The sequence below is a fragment of the Meridianimarinicoccus sp. MJW13 genome (assembly GCF_014901205.1).
Taxonomy (GTDB): Bacteria; Pseudomonadota; Alphaproteobacteria; order Rhodobacterales; family Rhodobacteraceae; genus Meridianimarinicoccus.
In genome coordinates this window covers 154,062-177,109 of record NZ_JACNMU010000003.1, presented here as the reverse complement: position 1 = coordinate 177,109, position 23,048 = coordinate 154,062, and the positions used below count along the sequence as shown (strand labels likewise).

The window sequence follows — 23,048 nt, the reverse complement described above, 5'->3', positions numbered from 1 at the left end:
CATGGTTGCCGAATGAGGTGGGGTGTCCCATCTGAAATTGTCTACCGCTAAATTCTGGAAATGGAGGCAAGGAAAGGCGAACAAGCCGCACAAGCCCGAGGACGTGTTTCGGAAGCTGCAGCAGGTTGATGTGCTTGTCGGATTGTCAGCGTCGCAGCCAAGTTGACAGTCGCCGTCAACATGGTTGGCCGCCGCCCGGCTTTGTTGTCCAGGTTGCCTTGAAGGATTCACGGCATGAATCCAGAACGATAGCCGGGATGCCTGCGCAGTTGGCCCCCGTCGAAGTCCAGGACCATGAACAGGTCATCCTGCAATGACTGCGGTGGGCAGCGTGGATCGATTTCGATCTGGTTCGACCCCGCGATGGTCTGGGTTCTGCCACCGACCGGCAGTCCTGTCCGTTAGCGGCGCTTGCTCCAGCACGGCAGGTCTTGCCAGATCGTGCCGATTTCGCTCTCAAGCCGTTCGGCCATATCCAGTGCAAACCAGTCATCGTGCATCGGCGCGACAAGCTGCACGCCAAGCGGGATGCCGTCTTCCAGATGGGTGGGCAGCGCCACGGATGGCAGGCCGAGCAGGTTGATCGCGTGCAGGGGCAGTTGTGCGTCAAGGATTTCGGGGATCCGGTCGGGTGACTTGAAATCCAGATCGTTTTCGATGGGACGCAGCAGGGATGTCGGCATCAGGAACAGGTCGATATCGTCGAACATCACAGACCAGGCGCGCTGAAGCTGGATCTTGCGGGTCATGGCACCGAACAGCCCGGCGATATCAAGGAACGCAAAGCGGTCGAAATACTCCTGCAACACGCGGTTCATGGCAGGTGATCCATGTTCCTCGATGGCGGGGCGCATCGTATGGTTGACCTCGGTCATCAACATGTTTCCCCAAAGCCGCGCGGTTTCATCGGCAAACGGCGGGGTCACGTCGCGCAGGGCAAAGCCCGCAGCGCGCAGACCGTCCACGGCGATCTGCATGGCGTTTTCAACCGCCGGATCAACGGGCGCGTCGAAGGGGTTGACCGCATAGCCGATGGTCACGGTCTTGTCGCGTGTCCGGCCGCTGTTGGCCGCCTGAACCTGCAAGGGGTCACGGCAGTCGCGCATCGACATGACCTGAAGCGCCGCGCGCACATCCGCGACGGAGCGACCAATGGGGCCTTGCACCGACATGGTCTGCGTCAGCGGCGGGCGTTCAGCGGGCTGGTTGGGGTTCATCGCCGGAACCCGGCCAAAGGACGGGCGAATGGTGGTGACACCGCAGCAATAGGCCGGATAGCGCAGCGACCCGCCCAGATCGTTGCCATGCGCGATGGCTCCGATGCCCACCGCAACCGCCGCCGCGGCCGCGCCGCTGGACCCGCCGGGGGTTACGGTCGCATCCCACGGATTGAGCGAAACGCCGTGCAGCGGATTGGACGTGCTCCAGCGCATCGAGAATTCGGGTGTGTTGGTGCGGCCAATGATTACCGCGCCGCCGGTTTTCAGGTTGGAGACAACCGGTGCATCATCCGGCCCGGCACTGTCCTTGAACGCCGGGACGCCGTTGGAATTCGGGTATCCGGCCTGATCGACGTTGATCTTGGTGGTCACCGGCACGCCATGAAGCGGCCCCGGAGCATCGGGCAGACCGGCCGCGTCAAGTGCGCGCGCGGTGTCGAGCGCTTCGGCAACCGGGGTGGTGATGACGTTCAGCGCTGGATTGAGCGCCTCCATCCGGGCGATATGGGCCTGCGTGACCTCGACGATCGACACGTCCTTGCGTTGGATTTTTCGGGCAGTCTCAGTCGCCGACCAGGATGTGATGTCGTCCATTTCAGGGGCTCTCCTCGGGGGGCGGCAACAACAGTATTGCGCGGCCAATTGAATAAATTTCGGCTTCCAGCCGTGGCATGTCGGTCGTAACCGGGCCCGATCCGAACAAGACGGAATGGGTCAGCACACCCAGAACGGTCTGCATCATGCGGTGAATGGCCATCTGCGGGTCGGCAATGCCGCGCTGTTTCAGCCCTTCGGCCAGTTCGACCCTCAGGCGGTCTTCGAACGCCCGGCGCAACTCGCGAAGCGGGGCCCAGATTGCCGGTTGCGCCCTGACTCGTTCCGCCATGGATCGGTAGAATTCCGGATTGTCGCGGAACTGGTCGCATGTCAGGTCCAGCAGCCGCCTGAGCCGGTCGTCAAACGGGGCATCGGCAAGGTCCAGCTGTTCTAGATCGGTCAGGGCCTGGTTCTTGAACTCGTCGATCATCCGCGTGATGATGCCCTCTTTCGAGCCGAAATGGTGATAGAGGCTGCCGGTCGATACACCTGATTCTGCCGAGATTTGCGCCAACTGAACCGCCTCAAAGCCGTCCTCAGACATCAGGACCCGCGCGGCGTCCAGCACACGCCGAACAGTTTTTCCCCCACGTTTCTGTTGCTTACGGCCAAGGGTGGCTTGTTCGTTCACGTTGTATCTCTCCCTTCGCATTAAATACTAGAATTAGAACTCTAGTTCAAGTATTGATCCTGCAAAGCCCTGGAGGAGGGTTTCCATTGGAGGAGGTTACAATGACAAAGACACCATTCATCGCTGCCGCGCTTGTATCGCTGATTGCAACGGGTGCTGCGCAGGCTGACACTTTGAAAGTATCCACCGCTGCGCCCAACGGGACGCCCTGGGTGACCCATCTGGAAAAGACCGCCGCCAATCTTGCCGAGATTTCCGGCGGCAAGACAACGCTGGAAGTTTTTCCGGCGGGTCAGTTGGGTGCCGAAACCGACACGATCAAGCAGACCGCCCGCGGGCGTCTGGATGCGGGCATCTTTTCGGTGACGGCCGTCGCTACGGTTGTCCCCGAAATCTCCATGCTGGTGACGCCGTTCTTCTGGGACAGCTTCGAGCAGGCGGACTGTGCGCTTGACGACCACCTTGTCGAAACCTTCGACACCCTGTTCAAGGAACGTGGTCTGCGACTTGTCCAGTGGCAGGAACTTGGCTGGCAGAACCTGTTTACCAACGAACCAATCAGCGGACCGGCCGATGTCGCGGGCCTCAAGATGCGGGTCGGCCCGTCGGACAACCACGACATGTACTGGCGCGCCGCGGGTGTATCCGGTGTGCCGCTGGCGTTTTCCGAAGTCGCAACCGCGCTCCAGACCGGTCTGGTCAAAGGTGGTGAACTGCCGACGATTTCCTATGTTGCCGGTGGCATCGGAGAGATTTCGCCGCACCTCACCAACACGCGCCATATCTATCAGCCGTCGGTGATGCTGATGTCGACAAAGGTCTGGGACGCGATGTCCGAGGAAGAGCAGGCGCAGTTCAACGAAGCGATGGAACCGGCGCAGGCATTGCGCATTGCGGTACGCGGGGCGATCGACTTTTTCAGTGCCAAGCATGTTGAATCGGGCGGTACGGTTGCCGATTTCGACGATGCGCAGCGCGCCGAATGGGCCGCCCTGTGGACCGATGAGAAGACGCAAGAGCTGATCGCGGCTACGGGTGGAGATTCGCAGCGGGTCTATGACGCTGTTCTGGCCGCCCGCGACGCCTGCACGGCCAACTGATCCCGCCATGAAGCGGTTCCTGTCGGCCTTGTTGACAGTCGAAACACTGGTCGCGGGCGTGTTCTATGCGATTGCCGCCGCGATCCTGTTTGCCGATGTCATCTCACGCGAACTCTTTGCCTCCCCGATCTGGGGGGGGCAGCGCATGGCGGTCCTGTTGGCCAATGGATCGGCTCTGATCGGGATTGCCGTCGCGGTCGCCCTGAACCGGCATATCCGCCCGTCGGTTCTGGATGGGGCCATTCCGGCCCGGTTTGATCCGGTGACCGTTCGACTGGGCCATCTTGTGGGGGCTGCCGTGATGTTCGGCGGCGCCTATTTCGGCGCTCTGCTTGTGCTGGACAACAAGGCGATGGGGTTTACGACTCCGCCGCTCAAGCTCGAGGTCTGGATCGCACAGCTTGTCCTTCCCTACGGCTTTGCCTCGGCGGGACTGCGGTACCTGTTTTTTGCGATCGATCCCGATCTGCAACCCAAGCATGAGGACCGCATCTGATGGCCGCTTCCGTAATTCTCTTGCTGATCGTGGTCGGATTGTTGGCGCTGCGTCAGAACGTGGTGATCATTCTTGCCGTCACGGTTGCCTATCTTCACCTGACCTGGGGTGATGGTGATCTGCTTTACATGGTCGAGGACGCCTGGATCGCCATCGACAAGGAAGCACTGTTGTCGATCCCGATGTTCATCCTTGTGGGTGCGGTGATGACGCGCGGGTCCATTGCCAGCCGATTGATTGATGTGGCGATCGCGTTCACGCAAAACCTGCGCGGCGGCCTGGGGGCCGCGGCCATCCTGAGTTGTGCCGTCTTTTCCGCCATTTCGGGGTCGTCCCCGGTGACGCTGCTTGCCGTGGGCGCCGTGCTGTATCCGGCGCTTCTCGCGGAAAACTATCCGAAGAAATTCGCGCTTGGCGCGCTGACCTCTGGCGGGACGCTGGGCATCATCATCCCTCCGTCCATTCCGCTGATCATCTATGGCATCGCGACCGAAACCTCGATTGTCGATCTGTTTCTGGCCGGTCTGATACCGGGGCTGATGCTGACCGCGATCATGGTGGCCTTTTCACTTTACGTGAACCGTGACATGCCGACCCCGACGCCTGAGACCCGCAAATCCTTGCGGACGGCGGTCCTGCGGGGTGGTCCGGCACTGTTCATGCCGATCCTGCTTCTGGGCGGGATCTATTCGGGCTATTTCACGCCAACGGAATCCGCCGCGGTCGCGCTCGTCTATGCGCTGCTGGTCGAGATGTTCATTCACCGCGAGGTCGGCGTGCGCGATCTTTACTCGATCGTCCAGGACACGGTCGCGTTGCTCGGCTCGATCGTGCCGATCATCGCCATCGCAATGAGCGTGAACGTGTTCCTTGCAACCGAAGGTGTGCCGAACGCATTGGGTGCGTGGCTTCAGGCCAATATCGGTAACGTGATCCTGTTCATCCTGATGATGAACCTGCTGTTGCTGGTGGTCGGCATGTTCATGGACACGATCTCGGCCTTGCTGATCTTCGGACCGCTGCTCATGCCGGTGGCGGCGACCTTCGGGATTGATCCCGTGCACCTGGGGATCATCATGGTGCTGAACCTTGAAATCGGGCTGCTGACGCCGCCGATGGGGCTGAACCTTCTGGTGGCTACCACCGCGTTCAAGGAAAAGTTCAGCCTGGTCACCGTGTCGGTGTTGCCGTTTATCGGCCTGATGCTGTTGACACTGCTCCTCGTCAGCTTTGTGCCATGGCTGTCGCTCGCATTGCTTTGATCAGCGGGGCTCGCCGGACACCAGCGCGGTTTCCAGGCTGGCCAGCGCCTGTTTCGGGAACTGGTCAAGCAGGTTGAACACGTTGACGCGGCATTCGACGCCGCGCCAGCCGTCGGGAAACACATGATCGGGAAGAACCGGCGCCTTCAGGATGATGCGCCGCCAACTGTGGACAAGAAGAACCCGCAACGCCGCGATTTCGATGCTGGTCAGTTGCGGGTCCGATCCCAGGGTTGCGCGCAGGGCGTGCAATGCGGATGCGAAATCCTGCGACAGCCTGACGGTATCGGCGTCGCAAATCCGGGCGCTCATCCACGCGGGCAGGGGGCAGGTGTCGGTCACCGGGGTTGTGAACACCTCCTCGGTTTCCGGTGGCACCGAGGTGATCATCACGTTGGACGACACCCAGGCGCCGGGTGATGCCTCCAGCTGCGCGGGGTTTGCCGGGTTGGACAGCACCAGCCAGGCGGACTTGGCCGCCGGCCCGGCGGCGTAGATGCGGGGCGAGGCTTGCATACTTTGCGCATGGCCCCACGGTGTCAGGAAATAGTCGCTGGTGCGGCCCGTGCGGGCGCTTTCGATCCAGCCATCCTTTCGCAGACGGTGAAGCGCGACGCGCATGGCCTCGGGTTTGACACCCATTTGTTCGGTCAGGTGGCGCAGGAGCGACCCGCTGATCCGCGCGTCGCGGTCCAGCGCCAATTCGCCGAACACCGCAACCAGAAGCGACCACACCCGAGGTGTTCCACAATCGGTCAGGTGTCTGGCGATGTCGGTGAATGACGTGGTCTGCATATGCGCGGTCTTAGTGCGCATATGCAGGATTTCCAAGCCTAGGATGAATAGGCGTTCATCGTAAGAAGATCGTATTCGGCCACCAGATCATCGTCCTGGTTGGTCAGCGTGACGTGCCAGCGCACTTCGCCGTATTCGTCGTTGCGCGGTGTCTTGTGCTTGACCGTCAGGCGCACCTTCATGCTGTCACCCGCCTGGACCGGTTTCATGAATCGCAGCGCGTCCAGACCGGTATTGGCCAGAACCGGGCCTTCGTTCGGTTCCACAAACAGACCGGCGGCAAAGCTGAGCAACAGGTAGCCGTGCGCGACACGTCCGGGGAAGAACGGATTTCGTGTCGCGGCGGCTTCATCCATATGGGCATAGAACGTGTCACCGGTGAACTCGGCGAAATGTTCGATGTCGGCCAGGGTGATTTCACGCGGCGCGGTGTGAATGGTTTCCCCGATCTGCAGGTCGTGGAACGTCCGCGTGAAGGGATGCGCCGGGGCGGGTTTTTCCGTCGCGCCCGGAACCCATTTCCGGCCGATCGCGGTCAGGATATCGGGGCTGCCCTGAATGGCGGTGCGCTGCATGTAATGCATCACGCCGCGCACGCCGCCGAGTTCCTCGCCACCGCCGGCGCGACCCGGGCCACCATGCACCATGTGGGGCAGGGGAGAGCCGTGGCCGGTCGATTCCTTCATGCTGTCGCGGTTGTTGAAATAGAGCCGTCCATGGAAGGCACCGGCGCCCATCGCCACTTCGCGCGCAACTTCCGGGTCATGGGTGATGACCGACGCCACCAGAGAGCCTTCGCCGCGATTGACCAGTGCGATGGCATGATCCAGATCGCGGTAGCCCATGACGGTCGACACCGGGCCAAAGGCTTCGGAGTCATGTATGCGCACGGCCGCGTCGGGGTCGGCGCAATGGAACAGCATCGGCGGCAGGAACGCGCCTTTGGCCGCATCCGCGCCCTGAACGTCAAACTTGTCGGGATCGCCGAACACGCGCTCGGCCTCTGTTCCGATAAGCCCGGCCTTTTCCAGCACGTCGCGTTTCTGGCTGTTGGACACCAGCGCGCCCATGCGGGTGCCTTCGGCCTGCGGATCGCCGATCACGGTCTTGGCCAGACGCGCGCTCAGCGCCTCGATCACTGCATCGACCTGCGCCTGCGGCGCGAGGATGCGGCGGATGGCGGTGCACTTCTGGCCCGCCTTGGTGGTCATCTCGCGGTGTGCCTCTTTGATGAAGAGGTCGAATTCGGGTGTGCCGGGCACGGCATCGGGGCCGAGGATGGAGGCGTTCAGGCTGTCCTGTTCCGCGACAAAACGGATCGAGTTGCGCAGGATATGCGGGGCCGAGCGCAGCTTGAATGCCGTCTGGGCAGAGCCCGTAAAGCCAACCACGTCCTGACAGGTCAGCCGGTCGAGCATGTCGCCCAAGCCACCCGACACAAGCTGCAATGCACCTGCGGGCAGGATGCCGCTGTCGAGCATGATCTTCACGGCCAGTTCGGTGACGTAACAGGTCGCGGTTGCGGGTTTGACGATGGCGGGCACACCGGCAAGCAGGGTCGGCGCCAGCTTTTCCAGCATCCCCCAGACCGGGAAGTTGAAGGCGTTGATATGCACCGCAACACCTTGCAACGGCGTGGCGATGTGCTGGCCCATGAAAGTACCATTGCGCGACAGTTGTTCGACATCGCCGTCCAGATAGACATGCGCGTCGGGCATTTCGCGGCGGCCCTTGGAGGCAAAGACGAACATCGTGCCGATGCCGCCGTCGATGTCGATCATGTGGTCAGATTGCGTGGCCCCGGTGGCAAAGGACAGGTCGTAAAGCGCCTGCTTGTGCTTGCCCAGATGGGATGCCAGCGCCTTGAGCATGCGGGCGCGGTCATGGAAGGTCAGCGCCCGCAGGGCCGGACCGCCGGTCTGGCGAGCATAGTCGAGCATGGCCTGCACATCGAGCGTATCGTTGCCCGCGCGGCCCAGAGGCGCGCCGGTAACGGCGTTTTCGATGATCCGGGCATTGGCATCGGGGGCGACCCATTGACCGGCCGCAAAGCTTTTGACCTCAAGAAGGCTCATGTCGTTTCCTTTCGTGCGCGGCGCAGACAACTAGTGTCCAAGGCCACCCATTTGGTTTGGCAAGAACAGAACAATGATTGGCAGGGCGACGATCAGCGCAAGGCGGATGATGTCGGCGATCCAGAACGGGGTGACGCCCTTGAAGATCGTACCGGTGGACACATTGCCGACCACACCCTTGAGGATGAACACGTTCAACCCGACCGGCGGCGTGATCAGCGAAATCTCGACCACCACCACAACCACGATGCCGAACCAGATCGGATCGAAGCCAAGCGATGTGACCAGCGGAAAGAAGATCGGCACGGTAAGAAGCAGCATCGACATGCTTTCGAACACACATCCCAGCACCAGGTAGACCAGCAGGATCATCACCATGACCATCAACGGCGACACGTCGTAGGCGGTAACCAGGCTGATCAGAGCCTCGGGCATTCCGGCGATGTTGACGAAGTTCGAAAACACCTGCGCGCCGATCAGAACCGCAAAGAGGCTGGCCGAAGTGAGCGCGGTTTCCTTGAGAACGTCGATCAACGCCGCGAAATTCAGCCCGCCGCGCGACAGGGCGATGATGAATGCGCCCATCGCCCCCATGCCTGCCGCCTCTGTGGGCGAGAACGTCAGGTTGAGCGGTTCGAAATCGAACAGGCCGTAAAGGCCGCCGATCACCAGGAAGAACAGCAGCAGCACCGCCCATACGGATTTCAGTGCAACGATGCGTTGCGGCCAGGCGGTGCGTTCACCTGCGGGGCCGGCCTCGGGCTGACGCCAGACGGTCCAGCGCACCGCGCCCAGATAGAACAGGATGCCCATGATGCCCGGAATGATCCCGGCCATGAACAGCTTGCCGATCGAGGATTCCGTGAGGATGCCATAGATCACCAGGATCACGGAAGGCGGGATCAGAATGCCCAGCGTACCGCCCGCCGCGATCGACGCGGTGGCAAGCTGGTCGGAATAGTTGAAGCGGCGCATCTCGGGCATCGCCACCTTGGACATGGTGGCAGCCGTCGCCAGCGACGATCCGCAGATCGCCGAGAATCCGCCGCAGGCCATGACGGTTGCCATCGCAAGACCGCCGCGCATATGGCCAAGGAAGGCGTTGGACACCGCGTAGAGTTCGCGCGCCATGCCGCCTTTGTTCACAAAAAGGCCCATCAGGATGAAAAGCGGGATCACCGAGAGGCCATAATCCTGTGCCGTGTCGGTAATCTGCCGCCCGACCATGGACAAGGACGCGCGCATCCCGCGATCATCGAACAGGCTGCCGCCACGTTCATAGGCAAAGCCCAGCGTTCCGACGAGACCCATCGCGAACACGATGGGTATGCGCAACAGAACCAGGATAAGAACAACGCCGAAACCGATCAGTGCAGCAGTCATGTTTTCAGCTCCCTGAGGATTCGTGGTGCCACCAGGGTCAGCACCCCGGCCACCACCATCGCCGCCGCCGCAAGCGTGATGCCCGCTGCGATGAACCACATGGTCAGGAATTGCGGCATGGCGAGGTATTCGGTGACATCACCGTATTCCCGCGTGCGTTCGGCCAGTTTCCAGACCTGCGACACCGGCCATGACAGCATGCCACCGCACAGGATCAGGACCAGCCCGTCTCTGACACGGGTCAGTCGAAACCGGGCGAAAATGCCATCCGTCAGATCGACCGCGATATGGCGGTTGGTGACCGAGATATGCGGCATCACGGCAAAGACCATCACTGCAACGAAGATCCGGGTCAGTTCGGTTGCCGCTTCGATCGGGGCGTCAAAGCTTGATCTGAGGATCACGTCGCTGAACGTCATCACCATCAGGATGAACAAGGCGGCGCAGGCCAGCCAGATCGGAATCTGAACCAGCAGATGATAGGCTTTCTTGATCGTCGGCATCGACCGCCTCCTCGGGAAACCGGGACCGGGCATCAGGAATGCCCGGCCTGTGGGTGTGCGGTCAGGTTACTGAACGCCCAGCTCGCTGCGGAACGATGCAAGGGCCGCAGGGGCGTCGATGCCCTTGGCGCTGACTTCTTCCACGACGCTGGCGGTCACGTTGTCGATGATCGACGCGAAGGATGCGATATCCTCTGCCGAGGCCTGGGTGATCGTGTTGCCTTCGGTGTCCTTGGTCAGCTGGATGCTGAATGCATCGCCTTCATCCCAGACTGCGCCGGACATGCGGCTGATCGGCTCGCCGAACACCTTTTCCTCAAGCGCTGTTTGCAGGTCTTCGGGCAGGTCGGCGAACAGGTCTTCGTTCATGATGTAGGCAAACGAACCACGGAAGAAACCGCCGGGGATTTCGAAGTAGTTCGGGGCGACTTCGGTCAGGCGAAAGCCCTGACGGCTGTCGATGGTCATCATCACGCCGTCGGCGGTGTTGGACGCCAGCGTTTCATAGACCTTGGGCGCGGGCACCTGGATGCCGGTGGCCCCCAGGGCAGAGCCGACATCGCTTGCCACGCCGCCGGGCATCCGCAGCTTGAGACCCGAGATATCGGCAAGGCCGTTGACCTGTGCGTTGGTGTGCAGCTGGCCGGGGCCATGGGTATGCAGACCGATCACCTTGACGCCGCGATGTTCGTCAAGCGCGGCAAGGTGGTTCTGATGCAGGTTCCAATAGGCGACCGATGCCGCCTCGGCGGTGGTGTCGACGCCAGGAAGCTCGACCAGCTTGTAGCCGGTGAAACGGCCGGGCTGATAGCCGTGGAACACATAGGCCACGTCAACCGCACCATCGAGCACCATGTCCATCTGGGCATCCGGCGGGGCGATGCCCATGCGGACTTCGCCGGTCACGCGGCCATCGGTGGCCTCTTCGATCATCTCGATCATCTTCGGCAGCATCTGCGCGTTGATGTTATGGGTCGGGGGCACCCAGCTGGAAATGACCAGCGTGTATTCCGCTTCTGCGTTTGCGGCGGCACCGGCTGTCAAGGACAGCGCGGTCAGGGCTCCGAATAGGGATTTGTTCATGGGTATCTCCTCCTGATCTCATGACGGGTGGGCGTTAGGTATAGCGTTTTGCGCGGGTCCAGCTGCCGGGGCTTTGCCGGTCCAGCGCATCCAGTGCGTCGCGGATCGTGACGTCACCGGCGGTTTGTGCGGCAAACATTGGCCCGCCGCGCGCGCGCGGAAAGCCGTAGCCATGCAGCTTGACGATATCGACCGCCGCGTCGTTTTCGGCGATGCCTTCCTCGACGATCCGTGCGCCTTCATTGGCTAGGATCGCAAGCAATCGGGTCTGGATTTGCGCCTGTGTGAATGTCTGCCGAGAGATGCCGGTCTCGGCGGAATACCGGGTGATCAGATCGGTCACGACCTGGTCCACCTGCGGTGTGCGGTCGCCCTCGACATAGGCATACCAGCCTTTGCCGGTGCGTTGTCCGGTCCGCCCGAGCGCGCAAAGCTGGTCAGAGATCGTCACATAGCGTTCCTCTGCCGGGCGCGTCGCGTCCTGCCTGCGGCGGTTGGCTTCGGCGATCTGCAACCCGCTCATGTCCTGCGCCTCGAACGGGCCCATTGCCATGCCATAGGCGCGCATCGCGTCGTCGATCTGTTTCGGTGTCGCGCCATCGGCCAGCATGTATTCCGCCGCGCGGCGGTAGACGGCGAGCATCCGGTTGCCGATGAACCCGTCACAGATGCCCGACAGTACGGCGACTTTGCGCAGCCGTTTTGCCAATGCGAATGCCGTGGCGAGCGTGTCTTTCGACGTCTCGGGCAGCTTCACAACTTCCAGCAGCTTCATGATATGCGCGGGAGAAAAGAAATGCAGACCGACGCAGCGGGACGGGTTGTCGATACCTGCGAAGATGTCGCGCGGATCAAGGTAGGACGTGTTGGTTGCAAGGATGGCGTCGTCGGACATGGCCTTGGCCAGACCCGCGAAAGCGGCCTTCTTGACCTCGACATCCTCGAACACCGCTTCGATCGCCAGATCTGCATCCCTGGCCACGTCATATCCGACACCGGCGTTGAAGGAGGCGATCTGAGCATCATGCGTGGTCTGGTCGATCTTGCCGCGCTTGAGCGCACCGTTGATCAAGCCGGCAACGCGGTCTTGTGCAGCATTGGCCGCGTCCTGATCGCGTTCGATGATGGACACCCGATATCCCGCACTCAGGCAGGCGGCGGCAATCCCGGCCCCCATCAGCCCGCCACCGACAATGGCGATCCGCGTAATGTCGCGGGGGGTACCGCCTTCGATATCCTTGGGCCGGGCCACCGCGCGTTCGGCAAAGAAGGCATGGCGCAAGGCGCGGCTTTCATCGCTTTTGCGAAGCGCAAGATGCAGGGCGCGTTCCTTGGGCTGGCCTTCGGCAAAGGGCAGGACCGCCCATTGCAGCGCATCGAGATTGTGCAAGGGCGCGACGGTGCCGCGGGCCTTGCTGGACAGAGCGTTGCGTTTTTCGGAGAACCAAGTGTCGTCCAGCGACGGGGCAGGGCGTTGCGAAACCGGCGTCGGCGCATCCAGCGTCAGGCCTTGCGCGGCGGTTTCGGGGTCTGCGTCGATCGCGTCGATTGCGCCAAGGGCAAGCGCCTCTTTCGCCGAGATCAGCTTGCCAGAGCAGGCCATGTCTAGCGCAGCGTCCCAGCCGAACAGGCGCGGGGCGCGTTGTGTGCCACCGGCACCGGGGATGACACCGACATTGACCTCGGGCAGACCGAACTTTGTTCCAGGCGCCGCGATCCGCCAGGCACAAGCCATCGCGATTTCAAGCCCACCGCCAAGCACGGTGCCGCGCATCGCGGCGACAAAGGGCGTTTCGCTGGCTTCAATGGCGTTGACGACATCGGGAAGATGGGGTTCTTGCGGCGGCGCATCGAATTCGGTCATGTCGCCGCCGGCGATGAATGTGCGTCCCGCGCATTGCAAGATGGCAAGGCGGGCGCCCTGAACGGCCGTGACCGCGTCAAGCAAACCCTGGCGGACAGCGGTCGAGGTCGCATTGACCGGCGGGTTGTTTACCGTCACCCATGCCAGCCCGTCTTCCAAGCGTACATCAACAGTGCCCACGATGTCTCCTCCGCAAGAATCGTTCCTGTCATCATTAATTGACCAACCGGTCGGTTTATGCAAGTGTGAATTTGTGCAAGCCAGAAAGTGATCCCGAATGACTGAATCGATTCTCGTTCAAACCCATGAAAACTGGACGGAAATTACTTTGAACCGGCCAGACCGACTCAACAGCTTCAATGATGAGATGCATCTTGCTCTGCGTAGCGCGCTTGAGAAAGCACGCGATTCCGGGGCGCGCGCGATCCTGTTGACCGGGGCCGGGCGCGGGTTTTGTGCCGGTCAGGACCTTGGAGATCGTGACCCTTCCAAGATGACAACACCCCCCGATCTGGGTGCGACGGTGCGCACCTACTACGCCCCGCTCGTGCGGTTGATCCGGTCGCTGGAATTTCCGGTTGTCTGTGCGGTGAACGGTGTCGCGGCCGGGGCGGGGGCCAATCTGGCACTGGCCTGTGACGTTGTTCTTGCGGCGCAGAGTGCCAAGTTCATCCAGTCCTTTTCCAAGGTTGGTCTGATCCCCGACACCGGTGGCAGCTGGCATTTGCCGCGTCTTCTAGGCGAAGCGCGCGCCAAGGGTCTGGCCTTTACGGCGCAGCCCTTGCCCGCGCAGCAGGCGGAAGACTGGGGCCTGATCTGGAAAGCCCTGCCCGATGACGACCTGATGACCGAGGCACGCACCATGACCGCGCGGTTCGCCAATGGTCCGACGCTTGGCCTTGGGCTCAGCAAGGCCGCGATCCAGGCGTCGGCAACGGATACGCTTGATGATCATCTCGATCTTGAGGCCGAGTATATGAAAACCTGCGGGGAAAGTGCCGACTACGCCGAAGGTGTGTCTGCCTTCCTGCAAAAGCGCGCACCGGCGTTCAAAGGGGCGTGACCATGACACCGAAGGAACGCGCCGCGCGCGCCGCCAAGGCCATGTGGTCGGATGACGGGGCCTCGCAATGGCTGGGCATGACGCTGGTGTCGGTCGATGAAGGCACATCGGTGATGACGCTGCTGGTTGAGCAGCATCATTGCAACGGGCATCGTATTTGCCACGGCGGCATCACCTTTTCGCTGGCCGACAGCGCCATGGCCTTTGCGTGCAACAGCCGCAACCAGGCGACCGTCGCGCAAAGCAACATGATCACCTACACCGCGCCCGCCCGCGCCGGAGACATCCTGACCGCCACCGCGCATGAAGTGTCGCTGACCGGTCGCAGCGGCATTTACGACGTCCGCGTGACAAATCAGAAGGGTGAGACCATCGCGGAAATGCGCGGGTTGTCACGCTCGATCAAAGGCCAATTGTTCGAAGAATAATCCGAGGGATGGAGGATACTACATGAAAGATCTGAGCCCGAAAAAATCCGATCTGGATCCGATCGAGGTTGCCAGCCGTGACGAGATCATGGCGCTGCAACTGGAACGGATGAAATGGTCGCTGCGCCACGCCTATGACAACGTGGCGATGTATCGCGAACGCTTTGACGAGGCGGGGGTCCACCCCGACGACCTCAAGGAATTGAAGGATCTGGCCAAGTTCCCCTTCACCTACAAGAACGACCTGCGCGACAATTATCCGTTTGGTCTGGCCGCGGTGCCGAAGGAAAAACTGGTGCGCATCCATGCGTCATCCGGCACCACCGGTAAACCGACGGTTGTGGTCTATACCAAGAACGACATCGAGGTCTGGGCCGACACGCTGGCGCGCAGCCTGCGGGCGTCGGGCTTGCGGGCGGGCGACATCATCCACAACGCTTACGGCTACGGTCTTTTCACCGGCGGACTTGGCGCGCACTATGGCATCGAAAAGCTGGGCGCGGCGGTTGTGCCGATGGGCGGTGGCCAGACCGAAAAGCAGGTGGGCCTGATCACCGATTTCCAGCCGACGGGGATCATGGTCACGCCGTCCTACATGCTCAACATCCTTGAAGGGTTTCACAAGGCGGGCATTGATCCGCGCAGCACATCGTTGCAAGTGGGCGTCTTCGGGGCCGAGCCCTGGACCAACGCGATGCGCGCCGAAGTGGAAGCGGCGTTCGACATGCATGCGGTGGATATCTACGGTCTTAGCGAAATCATGGGCCCCGGCGTGGCCAACGAATGTGTGGAAACCAAGGATGGCCTGCACGTCTGGGAAGACCACTATTACCCCGAGATCATCAACCCCGTGACCGGCGAGGTTCTGGAAGATGGCGAGGAAGGCGAACTTGTCTTTACCACGCTGACCAAGGAAGGCATGCCGATGATCCGCTACCGCACGCGCGACCTGACCCGGCTGCTGCCCGGCACCGCGCGCAGCCTGCGGCGGATGGAAAAGATCACCGGACGGTCCGACGACATGATGATCCTGCGGGGTGTCAACGTGTTCCCGACGCAGATCGAGGAACAGGTCATGGCCACCGGCGGGCTTGCGCCTTATTTCCAGATCGAGCTTTACAAATCGGGTCGCATGGACGCAATGCGTGTCTATGTCGAGGCCAATGCGGATGCCGCGAGCGAGCTCTCCAAGACGGCGGCGGCGCGGATGTTGACCAAGCATGTCAAGGATATGGTCGGAGTGTCCATCGAGGTGATCGTCGGTGATCCCGGATCGGTGGTGCGAAGCCAGGGCAAGGCTGTCCGTGTCGTGGACAATCGCAACAAGGAATAAACGTGTCGCGTCCCATAGCTAAAGACCACGATGTAAAGCGTGCCCATATCCTGAAAATCGCCGCCCGCGTGTTTGCCGATCAAGGCTTCGCGCGGGCGTCGATGGCGCAAGTGGCGAAGGATTGTGGTATCTCGAAAGCCAACATCTACCACTACTACAGCAGCAAGGATGCGCTGCTGTTCGACATCCTTGATACCTATCTGTCGGCGTTGCGGGACCGGATTCTCGGGCTGGACATGACCGGGCTTGACCCGTCAGACCAGTTGGGGCGCATCGTGACGGAAACGCTGCGCGCCTATGAAGGCATGGATCACGAACACAAGATCCAGACCGAAGGCATCCCCTTGCTGCCAGCGGATCAGCAGAAAATCCTCAAGGCCTATCAGCGCGATCTGGTGACGCAGATGAGCCGTGTGGTTGCCGGGATCGCGCCCAAGGTGTTCGACGACGACACGCGCAAACTGCACGCCACCGTCATGTCGATCTTCGGGATGCTCAACTGGTTTTACATGTGGAACAGAACCGCCGACCATCAGGCGCGGGATGAATACGCGAAACTGGTCACCCGCCTGACATTGTCGGGTGTGCGCGGCCTTTGACAGCCGCGCATCCCGTTCAGCTGGCGGGTCGATCCAGCCCCAGCTTTTTCAACGCGGCCGTCGCAATCTCGACCCAGGTATCGTGCAGCTCTGCATTTGTCTTGTGGCGCAATCCCATCGCCTTGAGCGTATCGCTGCGCGGGGAAACGCCCGAACCAAAGCTGTCGCTGACGCGGGGCCACCAATAGGCAACGCTCTGGTTGACGGCGTCGGTTTCGCCTTGTGCGATCAGCTTTTCCAGACCTTCCGCGGCCAGTTCGGTATGGCGCTGCTCGCGCGGGGCAACCTCACGGATGGCTTCGGCAAAGGGCTGGTAGGACGAGGTCAGGAATTCCGACAGCTGCACATCCACGGCAAGGCCCATCAGCAGGTTCATCACCACCGCATCGACCCAGCCATCCAGCGGGTAGTTCAGGACCGACAACCGCATGTCATGCGCGTTGCGCGTCGTGCCGGGGGCGGTGTCGCGGGGCAGGCGGTCTGACCACGGGTGATGATTGGCATAGCGATCGGTGTTCGCGCCGAATTCACCCATGAGCTTAAGCACCTTGTCGGCATTGTCGGTCTTTTCCAGAACGATCCGCGCGGCGGCGATGCGTTCCTTGATGCCCGGCCCGGCATTGATCACGTCGGCAAAGCCCGCAGCCCCGGCCAGTTCGCTATCCACGAAGGTGGCCATGATCTTCATCAGTTCGGCGCGATAGCGCGTCGGCACGTTGGCGGGGTTGGTGAGGCGACCGCCCTGGGCAAGGTAGTCCGTGATATCCATCGTGTCGGTCATGGTCGGCTCCTATTGATCGTAATCCACGACCACGCGGTCGGTGAGGGGGTAGGACTGGCAAGACAGGACATAGCCTTGTGCCACTTCGTAATCTTCAAGCGCATGGTTGGCGATCATCTCGACCTCGCCTTCCAGCACCTTGCACTTGCAGGTGGAACAGACACCGGCCTTGCAGGCATAGGGCGCGTCCAGCGCGTTTTCGAGCGCGGCGTCGAGGATCGACTGATCCTTGTCCATGGTGAAACTGCGCGCCGATCCGTCCATGGTGATGGTCGCTTCGGTCGATTTGGCGGCCGCCCCGCTGGCGGAACTGCTGGCACGGCGGGCAAGGCGACCGGGCTGGGCACTGGCGAACAGCTCGAACTTGATCTGCTCGTCGGTCAGCCCGTGTTCACGCAGCGCTGCCGCGATGCCAAGCATCATCGGTTCGGGCCCGCAGATGAACGTCGTATCGATGCTGTCGATGTCGATCCAGTGTTCGAACAGCGCCTTGCACTTGTCCGCATCGACCCGACCCGTGAAAAGGTCGATATCCTGCGCATCGCTTTCCAGAACATGGATCACGGTCAGGCGACCCATATAGAGGTTCTTGAGATCCTCCAGGTCTTCGCGGAACATGATCGTGTTCACGCCGCGATTTGCATAGACCAGCGTGAAGGTGCTTTCGGGTTCGCGCCTGAGAACCGTCTTCATGATCGACAACACAGGCGTGATGCCCGACCCACCGGCAAAGCCAAGATAGTTCTTCGGCTGCTGCGGGTCGATGGGCGTGTGAAAGCTGCCCATCGGTTCCATCGCCTCGATGGTCATTCCGGGCTTGAGGCTTTCGTTGGCCCAGGTGGAAAACGCGCCGCCATCGACCTTCTTGATGCCCACCTGCAACACACCATCGTCCTTGCCGGCACAGATGGAGTAAGAGCGGCGCACCTCGGTCCCGTCGAAATCCTGGCGGAAAGTCAGGTACTGGCCCTGGATGAAGTCGAAATCCCCGCCGTTTACCGGCTTCAGCGTCACGACAACCGCGTCGCGGATGGTCTTCGTGACATCAGTGACGGACAATTGATGAAAGCGTGCCATCAATGGTGCTCCTCAGATACATTTGAAATAGTCGAAAGGCTCAAGGCAGTCGGCGCAGCGCCATTGCGCCTTGCACGGGGTCGATCCGAACTGGCTGATCCGGGTCACGTTGGTCGATTTGCAGCGCGGGCAGCAGTCCGGTCCACCCGCCGCGCGCGGCGGTGCAATGCCATAGTCCATCAGCTTGGCGCGGCCCTTTTCGGACAGCCAGTCGGTTGTCCAGGGCGGGCTGATCTGGGTCTTGATGCGCACGTCCCGGATACCCCGGTCATGCAGCGCGGTTTCGATATCCATCGAAATGACACTGGTCGCCGGGCACCCCGAATAGGTCGGCGTGACCGCAACTTCGAGCGTGTCTCCGTCCCAATTCACCTCGCGCACGATGCCCAGATCGACAACCGAGATCACCGGGATCTCGGGGTCGGGCACGGCGTCGAGCCAGTCCCAGATCTCCTCCGCCGCGGGTTTCATCCTACCACGTCGCTCCGGGATAGGCGCGTTGCAGCCATTGCATCTGGGTCAACATGTGGCCGAGGTGTTCGGAGTGCTGAAAGCCGGTCTTGCCGCCCTTGTGGGTGAACTTGCCGTCCGGGATGGTCAACGTCGCCTCGGTCAGAATGCCGCCGACATGGGTGTCGAACGCGGCGCGCAGCGTTGCCAGATCGGGGGCGATGCCGGCTTTGGCCATGGCGTCGTCCACTGCGTCGGTGACGAACATCTCGCCCACATAGGGCCACAGCAGGTTCAGCGCCTTTTGCATCCGCTGGTGGCTTTCAGAGGTGCCGTCGCCCAGCCCGATGACCGTGTCACCCGAGCGTTCGACATGGTACTGCACTTCCTTGACCGCCTTGGCGGCAATGGCCGCGATCCGGTCATTCGACGACTCCGCAAGCGCGGTAAGCACCGCCAGATGCCAGGCGTCAAACAGGAACTGGCGCATCATCGTCTGGCCGAAATCGCCGTTGGGCTGTTCGACCAGCAGCACATTGCGGAAATCCCAGACGTCGCGCAGCATCGCCAGATCATCTGCCGACCGGCCCTTGCCTTCGACTTCACCGGCAAGGCCAAGCCACATCTGCGTCTGACCGATCAGATCCAGTGCCGTGTTGGCCAGCGCGATGTCTTCTTCCAGCACCGGTGCAAGACCGCACCATTCGCTGACGCGATGGCCCAGCACCAGGGTGTTGTCGCCCATGCGGCACAGGAATTCGAAAAGTTGGGCTTGATCAACCTGTGCCATCACATCGCCCCTACTTCGTCGGGAATGTCAAAGAACGTCGGGTGACGGTAGACCTTGCTTTCCGACGGTTCGTACAGCGGGCCTTTTTCCGAAGGGCTGGAGGCGGCGATATGACGTGCCTCGACCACCCAGATGCTCACGCCTTCGTTGCGGCGGGTATAGACATCGCGGGCGTTCTTGATCGCCATTTCCTCGTCCGGCGCATGCAGGCTGCCGACATGGCGGTGGCTCATTCCGTGCTGACCGCGGATAAACACTTCCCAAAGCGGCCATTCATGGCGCTTGGGCTTGGTGCGGGTTTCGGGTGTGTCGGGATATGCGGAATTGGGAGAGCTCATTCTGCTGCCACCTTTTTGATTGCACGTTTTTCGGCATGGGCCAGAAGCCCGTCGCGCACCCATTTGCCGTCGTCCCACGCCTTGTTGCGCGCGGCGAGCCGTTCGGTGTTGCAGGGGCCGTTGCCTTTGATCACTTCGAAGAATTCATCCCAGTCCGGTTCGGCAAAGTCATAGCCGCCCTTTTCCTCGTTCCATTTCAAGGTTTCGTCCGGAACGGTCAGGCCCAGGTATTCGGCCTGCGGTACGGTCTGGTCGACGAATTTCTGACGCAGCTCGTCATTGGTGTTCATCTTGATCTTCCACGCCATCGACTGTGTGGAATGAATGCTGTCCTTGTCGCTTGGCCCAAACATCATCAGCGACGGATACCAGAACCGGTTGAGCGCGTTCTGCGCCATTGCCTTTTGTTCCGGCGTGCCCGCGGCCATCTTCATCATGATGTCGTAGCCTTGCCGCTGGTGGAACGATTCCTCTTTGCAGATGCGGATCATCGCGCGGGAATAGGGGCCGAAGGACGTGCGTTGCAGCGGCACCTGGTTCATGATCGCGGCACCGTCGACCAGCCAGCCGACCGCGCCCATATCGGCCCAGGTCAGCGTCGGGTAGTTGAAGATCGAACTGTATTTCATGCGGCCATCCAGCAGCATCTCGGTCAGTTCATCGCGGCTCACACCCAGGGTTTCCGCGGCGCAATAAAGGTAAAGACCATGCCCCGCCTCGTCCTGCACCTTGGCCAGCAGGATCGCCTTGCGTTCAAGCGTGGGCGCGCGGGTAATCCAGTTGCCTTCGGGCAATTGGCCGACGATTTCGGAATGGGCGTGCTGGCCGATCTGGCGGATCAGCGTCTTGCGATAGCCCGCAGGCATCCAGTCCTTCGGTTCGATCTTTTCGCCCGCGTCGATGCGCTCCTGAAAGGCTTTCGCCTCGGCGCTATCGTCGGCGGATTCAGATTTTACCATCTGTGCATACATGTCTTTTTCCTCCCGGTTCAGACGCGTTCGATAATGATAGCAGTTCCCTGGCCCACACCCACACACATCGTACACAGCGCATAGCGCCCGCCGCTGCGTTTGAGCTGGTGAGCCGCCGTCAGGACAAGACGCGCACCGGACATGCCAAGCGGATGACCCATCGCGATAGCTCCGCCATTCGCGTTTACACGCGGGTCGTCATCTGCCACGCCAAGCTGACGCAACGTGGCAAGACCCTGCGCTGCAAAAGCTTCGTTGAGTTCGATGACATCCATCTGGTCAATGGTCAGGCCCGCGCGCTGCAGCACCTTCTGGCTGGACGGCACCGGGCCGATGCCCATGATGCGGGGCGCAACTCCGGCGGACGACATGCCGACCACCCGCGCCATTGGCGTCAGACCATGCGCCCTGCTGGCGGCTTCAGAGGCGATCAGAAGGGCCGCAGCCCCATCATTGACGCCGCTGGCATTGCCCGCCGTGACCGTCAGGTCGGGACCGTTGACGCCCCGAAGCTTGCCCAGGGTCGCGGCATCGGTGCCGGGGCGGGGGTGTTCATCGGTGTCCACGACAACCGGATCGCCCTTGCGCTGCGGGACAGAGACAGCAACGATTTCGTCGTTGAACGCTCCGGCGGCATGGGCGGCGGCCCACCGCGCCTGCGACCGGGCCGCAAACGCATCCTGGTCTTCGCGGCTGATGTTGAAATCGGCGGCGACGTTGTCTGCGGTCTGCGGCATGGAATCGACGCCATATTGCGCCTTCATCTTCGGGTTGATGAACCGCCAACCGATCGTCGTGTCATAGACCGCGTTCGACCGGGTAAAGGCCGATTCCGCCTTGGGCATCACAAAGGGTGCCCGGCTCATGCTCTCGACGCCACCGGCGATGGTCAGGTCGTAATCCCCGGCCTTGATCCCCCGCGCGGCAAATCCGATGGCGTCCATGCCGCTGGCGCACAGCCGGTTGACGGTGGTTCCCGGCACGTTTTCGGGCAGACCCGCAAGAAGGGCGGCCATGCGCGCGACGTTGCGATTGTCTTCGCCCGCCTGATTGGCAGAGCCGTAGATCACTTCGTCGACCAGCGTCCAGTCGACATCGGGGTTGCGGGCGACCAGGGCGGCAATCGGCAGCGCAGCAAGGTCATCCGCGCGAACCGACGACAAGGCACCACCGTACCGACCAATGGGTGTGCGAACGCCGTCGCAAATCAAAGCTTCCACGAGAGTATCCTTCACAGAGTTAATCGACCGCATGGTCGGTGTATGGGGGCCGAGAGATTCGCTCAAGAGAAAAGTTACGAAATTCTCACGCAGCCACGATTTCGTAACTTGTTAGGGTTCCACCGACAGGCCAGCCGATGATCGGGCCGGTGGAACCCGGCCGGAGAAAGGTGGCTGACCGATGCATGTTCAAGAGGGACCGTTGCGTTGATCCGCTGAAGTTGGCGAAACACCTCCATGGCTGTGTGTCATCGGGACTGACCGAGCATATCGTTGACGAAGCCGATCTCAGCCTGAACGCCCGGATTCATGTTGTCGATGCGGTGGTTCCTGTTCGTTCCGACGGCATCAAATCCCGCAGAAGAGCGACTTCGCAAAGGTGCGTGATCGGAAGCCCTTTCATTATCCATGCCCCCGCTTCAGCGCCGCATGATCGCTTTTAATCCGGAGGTTTCGCCACTTCTTGTCAACATGGGAGAAATTGTCGAACTGGGGATCATAGCGTCGATTCTCGCCCGCTATCACCCCTCGGCAGGCGGGTGCCCCTGCGTGCTACTCCACCGCTGCTTGAAAAGGTCTCAGCCTCAATGCCGGCACTGCCGCCCGTTCCGTTGACATCCAGCCCTGCAGACCCGAACACCATGAGAGTTTAAAACGGCAGCGAGTTCATCTCTCGCGACCTCGATCTCTGGGCCAATGTGCACGACGTCACGCTGGACTTCTCACGGCCGGAAAAACCGACCGACAACGGGTTCATCGAAGCCTTCAACAGCAAGCTCCGGGCCGAATGCCTGAACGTGCGTCGCCATTGTTGCTCGAACCAATGGCGCATCAATGGCAACTTCATGAGCCTTGCGGATGCCCGCGACAAGCTGGAAGATTGGCGTAGGCACGACAACGAGGACAGACCCCACAGTGCGATCGGATATAACGTCCCGATCGCCATGCATTATCCCGATGGCGCCACCAGCCCGTCATCGTGAAAGAGT

General features: G+C 61.4%; 22 protein-coding genes and 1 pseudogene. 8 read left to right on the top strand and 15 right to left on the bottom strand.

The window, feature by feature from the left end; genetic code table 11:
* Positions 1–401: 401 nt before the first annotated feature.
* Both H8B03_RS06495 and H8B03_RS06490 read right to left on the bottom strand, forming a co-directional pair.
* The gene (locus H8B03_RS06495) at positions 402–1,814 is read right to left on the bottom strand and encodes an amidase (RefSeq protein ID WP_193140919.1); all 1,413 of its coding nucleotides are present in this window, start codon (positions 1,812–1,814) and stop codon (positions 402–404) included.
* A gap of 1 nt (position 1,815) precedes the next feature.
* Entirely contained in the window at positions 1,816–2,469 is a 654-nt protein-coding gene (locus H8B03_RS06490) for a TetR/AcrR family transcriptional regulator (protein ID WP_226925750.1), read from the bottom strand.
* A gap of 80 nt (positions 2,470–2,549) precedes the next feature.
* On the opposite strand from H8B03_RS06490, the gene H8B03_RS06485 reads away from it, so the two are divergent.
* Genes H8B03_RS06485 through H8B03_RS06475 form a run of 3 tightly spaced genes read left to right on the top strand, consistent with a single transcriptional unit; the run spans position 2,550 to position 5,306 of the window.
* Positions 2,550–3,548: a TRAP transporter substrate-binding protein gene (locus tag H8B03_RS06485; protein WP_193140917.1), complete on the top strand. Its 999-nt coding sequence runs from the start codon at positions 2,550–2,552 to the stop codon at positions 3,546–3,548.
* Between the two features lie 7 nt (positions 3,549–3,555).
* The gene (locus H8B03_RS06480) at positions 3,556–4,044 is read left to right on the top strand and encodes a TRAP transporter small permease (RefSeq protein WP_193140916.1); all 489 of its coding nucleotides are present in this window, start codon (positions 3,556–3,558) and stop codon (positions 4,042–4,044) included.
* A complete protein-coding gene (locus H8B03_RS06475) occupies positions 4,044–5,306 on the top strand; it encodes a TRAP transporter large permease (RefSeq protein ID WP_193140915.1) in 1,263 nt (420 codons plus the stop codon). Before H8B03_RS06480 ends, H8B03_RS06475 begins: the two co-directional genes overlap by 1 nt.
* Here the strand turns inward: H8B03_RS06475 and H8B03_RS06470 are convergent, their stop codons facing one another.
* The 6 genes from H8B03_RS06470 to H8B03_RS06445 all read right to left on the bottom strand — a co-directional run bounded on the left by H8B03_RS06470 (position 5,307) and on the right by H8B03_RS06445 (position 13,189).
* Positions 5,307–6,122 (bottom strand): PaaX family transcriptional regulator C-terminal domain-containing protein, encoded by an 816-nt coding sequence (locus tag H8B03_RS06470; protein WP_226925749.1) that lies wholly within the window; start codon positions 6,120–6,122, stop codon positions 5,307–5,309.
* Positions 6,123–6,139: 17 nt separating this feature from the next.
* Positions 6,140–8,176 (bottom strand): phenylacetic acid degradation bifunctional protein PaaZ, encoded by a 2,037-nt coding sequence (gene paaZ, locus H8B03_RS06465; protein WP_193140914.1) that lies wholly within the window; start codon positions 8,174–8,176, stop codon positions 6,140–6,142.
* Positions 8,177–8,206: 30 nt separating this feature from the next.
* Positions 8,207–9,559: a TRAP transporter large permease gene (locus tag H8B03_RS06460; RefSeq protein ID WP_193140913.1), complete on the bottom strand. Its 1,353-nt coding sequence runs from the start codon at positions 9,557–9,559 to the stop codon at positions 8,207–8,209.
* Positions 9,556–10,062, bottom strand: coding sequence for a TRAP transporter small permease (locus tag H8B03_RS06455; protein ID WP_193140912.1), 507 nt, complete (start codon positions 10,060–10,062; stop codon positions 9,556–9,558). Before H8B03_RS06455 ends, H8B03_RS06460 begins: the two co-directional genes overlap by 4 nt.
* 66 nt (positions 10,063–10,128) lie before the next feature.
* Positions 10,129–11,145, bottom strand: a complete 1,017-nt coding sequence (locus H8B03_RS06450; RefSeq protein WP_193140911.1) for a TRAP transporter substrate-binding protein — start codon at positions 11,143–11,145, stop codon at positions 10,129–10,131.
* A 34-nt stretch (positions 11,146–11,179) separates the two neighbouring features.
* A complete protein-coding gene (locus H8B03_RS06445; protein WP_319022443.1) occupies positions 11,180–13,189 on the bottom strand; it encodes an FAD-dependent oxidoreductase in 2,010 nt (669 codons plus the stop codon).
* Between the two features lie 97 nt (positions 13,190–13,286).
* Between H8B03_RS06445 and paaG the strand changes: the two genes are divergently transcribed.
* From paaG to H8B03_RS06425, 4 genes are read left to right on the top strand one after another with little or no spacing between them, the layout of a single operon-like run.
* Positions 13,287–14,072 (top strand): 2-(1,2-epoxy-1,2-dihydrophenyl)acetyl-CoA isomerase PaaG, encoded by a 786-nt coding sequence (paaG, locus tag H8B03_RS06440; RefSeq protein WP_193140910.1) that lies wholly within the window; start codon positions 13,287–13,289, stop codon positions 14,070–14,072.
* Between the two features lie 2 nt (positions 14,073–14,074).
* Positions 14,075–14,500: a hydroxyphenylacetyl-CoA thioesterase PaaI gene (paaI, locus tag H8B03_RS06435; protein WP_193140909.1), complete on the top strand. Its 426-nt coding sequence runs from the start codon at positions 14,075–14,077 to the stop codon at positions 14,498–14,500.
* Between the two features lie 22 nt (positions 14,501–14,522).
* Complete coding sequence (paaK, locus tag H8B03_RS06430; RefSeq protein ID WP_193140908.1) at positions 14,523–15,833, top strand: phenylacetate--CoA ligase PaaK; 1,311 nt, start codon at positions 14,523–14,525, stop codon at positions 15,831–15,833.
* A gap of 2 nt (positions 15,834–15,835) precedes the next feature.
* Positions 15,836–16,432, top strand: a complete 597-nt coding sequence (locus H8B03_RS06425; RefSeq protein WP_193140907.1) for a TetR/AcrR family transcriptional regulator — start codon at positions 15,836–15,838, stop codon at positions 16,430–16,432.
* A 16-nt stretch (positions 16,433–16,448) separates the two neighbouring features.
* Here the strand turns inward: H8B03_RS06425 and H8B03_RS06420 are convergent, their stop codons facing one another.
* From H8B03_RS06420 to pcaF, 7 genes are read right to left on the bottom strand one after another with little or no spacing between them, the layout of a single operon-like run.
* On the bottom strand, positions 16,449–17,213 hold the full coding sequence (locus H8B03_RS06420) for a Phenylacetic acid catabolic protein (protein WP_193140906.1): 765 nt from the start codon (positions 17,211–17,213) through the stop codon (positions 16,449–16,451).
* 9 nt (positions 17,214–17,222) lie between these two features.
* Positions 17,223–18,290 carry a 1,2-phenylacetyl-CoA epoxidase subunit PaaE gene (paaE, locus tag H8B03_RS06415; RefSeq protein ID WP_193140905.1) on the bottom strand — a complete coding sequence of 356 codons (1,068 nt, stop codon included), beginning with the start codon at positions 18,288–18,290 and terminating at the stop codon, positions 17,223–17,225.
* A 12-nt stretch (positions 18,291–18,302) separates the two neighbouring features.
* On the bottom strand, positions 18,303–18,761 hold the full coding sequence (gene paaD, locus H8B03_RS06410) for a 1,2-phenylacetyl-CoA epoxidase subunit PaaD (protein ID WP_193140904.1): 459 nt from the start codon (positions 18,759–18,761) through the stop codon (positions 18,303–18,305).
* Position 18,762: 1 nt separating this feature from the next.
* The gene (paaC, locus tag H8B03_RS06405; protein ID WP_193140903.1) at positions 18,763–19,530 is read right to left on the bottom strand and encodes a 1,2-phenylacetyl-CoA epoxidase subunit PaaC; all 768 of its coding nucleotides are present in this window, start codon (positions 19,528–19,530) and stop codon (positions 18,763–18,765) included.
* Entirely contained in the window at positions 19,530–19,868 is a 339-nt protein-coding gene (gene paaB / locus H8B03_RS06400) for a 1,2-phenylacetyl-CoA epoxidase subunit PaaB (protein ID WP_193140902.1), read from the bottom strand. Before paaB ends, paaC begins: the two co-directional genes overlap by 1 nt.
* The gene (gene paaA / locus H8B03_RS06395; protein ID WP_193140901.1) at positions 19,865–20,839 is read right to left on the bottom strand and encodes a 1,2-phenylacetyl-CoA epoxidase subunit PaaA; all 975 of its coding nucleotides are present in this window, start codon (positions 20,837–20,839) and stop codon (positions 19,865–19,867) included. Before paaA ends, paaB begins: the two co-directional genes overlap by 4 nt.
* Before the next feature lie 17 nt (positions 20,840–20,856).
* Complete coding sequence (pcaF, locus tag H8B03_RS06390) at positions 20,857–22,059, bottom strand: 3-oxoadipyl-CoA thiolase (RefSeq protein WP_319022442.1); 1,203 nt, start codon at positions 22,057–22,059, stop codon at positions 20,857–20,859.
* 656 nt (positions 22,060–22,715) lie between these two features.
* On the opposite strand from pcaF, the pseudogene H8B03_RS06385 reads away from it, so the two are divergent.
* Positions 22,716–23,042, top strand: a pseudogene (locus tag H8B03_RS06385) (integrase core domain-containing protein); the annotation flags it as partial.
* Between the last annotated feature and the right edge of the window lie 6 nt (positions 23,043–23,048).

Bases quoted from the DNA above. Each gene is read 5' to 3' on its own strand.
- paaZ (WP_193140914.1), bottom strand. From the start codon at position 8,176: ATGAGCCTTCTTGAGGTCAAAAGCTTTGCGGCCGGTCAATGGGTCGCC.
- paaC (WP_193140903.1), bottom strand. From the start codon at position 19,530: ATGGCACAGGTTGATCAAGCCCAACTTTTCGAATTCCTGTGCCGCATG.
- H8B03_RS06455 (WP_193140912.1), bottom strand. From the start codon at position 10,062: ATGCCGACGATCAAGAAAGCCTATCATCTGCTGGTTCAGATTCCGATC.
- paaG (WP_193140910.1), top strand. From the start codon at position 13,287: ATGACTGAATCGATTCTCGTTCAAACCCATGAAAACTGGACGGAAATT.
- paaA (WP_193140901.1), bottom strand. From the start codon at position 20,839: ATGTATGCACAGATGGTAAAATCTGAATCCGCCGACGATAGCGCCGAG.
- paaI (WP_193140909.1), top strand. From the start codon at position 14,075: ATGACACCGAAGGAACGCGCCGCGCGCGCCGCCAAGGCCATGTGGTCG.
- H8B03_RS06450 (WP_193140911.1), bottom strand. From the start codon at position 11,145: ATGAACAAATCCCTATTCGGAGCCCTGACCGCGCTGTCCTTGACAGCC.
- H8B03_RS06420 (WP_193140906.1), bottom strand. From the start codon at position 17,213: ATGACCGACACGATGGATATCACGGACTACCTTGCCCAGGGCGGTCGC.
- H8B03_RS06460 (WP_193140913.1), bottom strand. From the start codon at position 9,559: ATGACTGCTGCACTGATCGGTTTCGGCGTTGTTCTTATCCTGGTTCTG.
- paaB (WP_193140902.1), bottom strand. From the start codon at position 19,868: ATGAGCTCTCCCAATTCCGCATATCCCGACACACCCGAAACCCGCACC.
- paaD (WP_193140904.1), bottom strand. From the start codon at position 18,761: ATGAAACCCGCGGCGGAGGAGATCTGGGACTGGCTCGACGCCGTGCCC.
- H8B03_RS06480 (WP_193140916.1), top strand. From the start codon at position 3,556: ATGAAGCGGTTCCTGTCGGCCTTGTTGACAGTCGAAACACTGGTCGCG.
- H8B03_RS06475 (WP_193140915.1), top strand. From the start codon at position 4,044: ATGGCCGCTTCCGTAATTCTCTTGCTGATCGTGGTCGGATTGTTGGCG.
- H8B03_RS06470 (WP_226925749.1), bottom strand. From the start codon at position 6,122: ATGCGCACTAAGACCGCGCATATGCAGACCACGTCATTCACCGACATC.
- H8B03_RS06490 (WP_226925750.1), bottom strand. From the start codon at position 2,469: ATGCGAAGGGAGAGATACAACGTGAACGAACAAGCCACCCTTGGCCGT.
- H8B03_RS06485 (WP_193140917.1), top strand. From the start codon at position 2,550: ATGACAAAGACACCATTCATCGCTGCCGCGCTTGTATCGCTGATTGCA.
- H8B03_RS06495 (WP_193140919.1), bottom strand. From the start codon at position 1,814: ATGGACGACATCACATCCTGGTCGGCGACTGAGACTGCCCGAAAAATC.
- paaE (WP_193140905.1), bottom strand. From the start codon at position 18,290: ATGGCACGCTTTCATCAATTGTCCGTCACTGATGTCACGAAGACCATC.
- paaK (WP_193140908.1), top strand. From the start codon at position 14,523: ATGAAAGATCTGAGCCCGAAAAAATCCGATCTGGATCCGATCGAGGTT.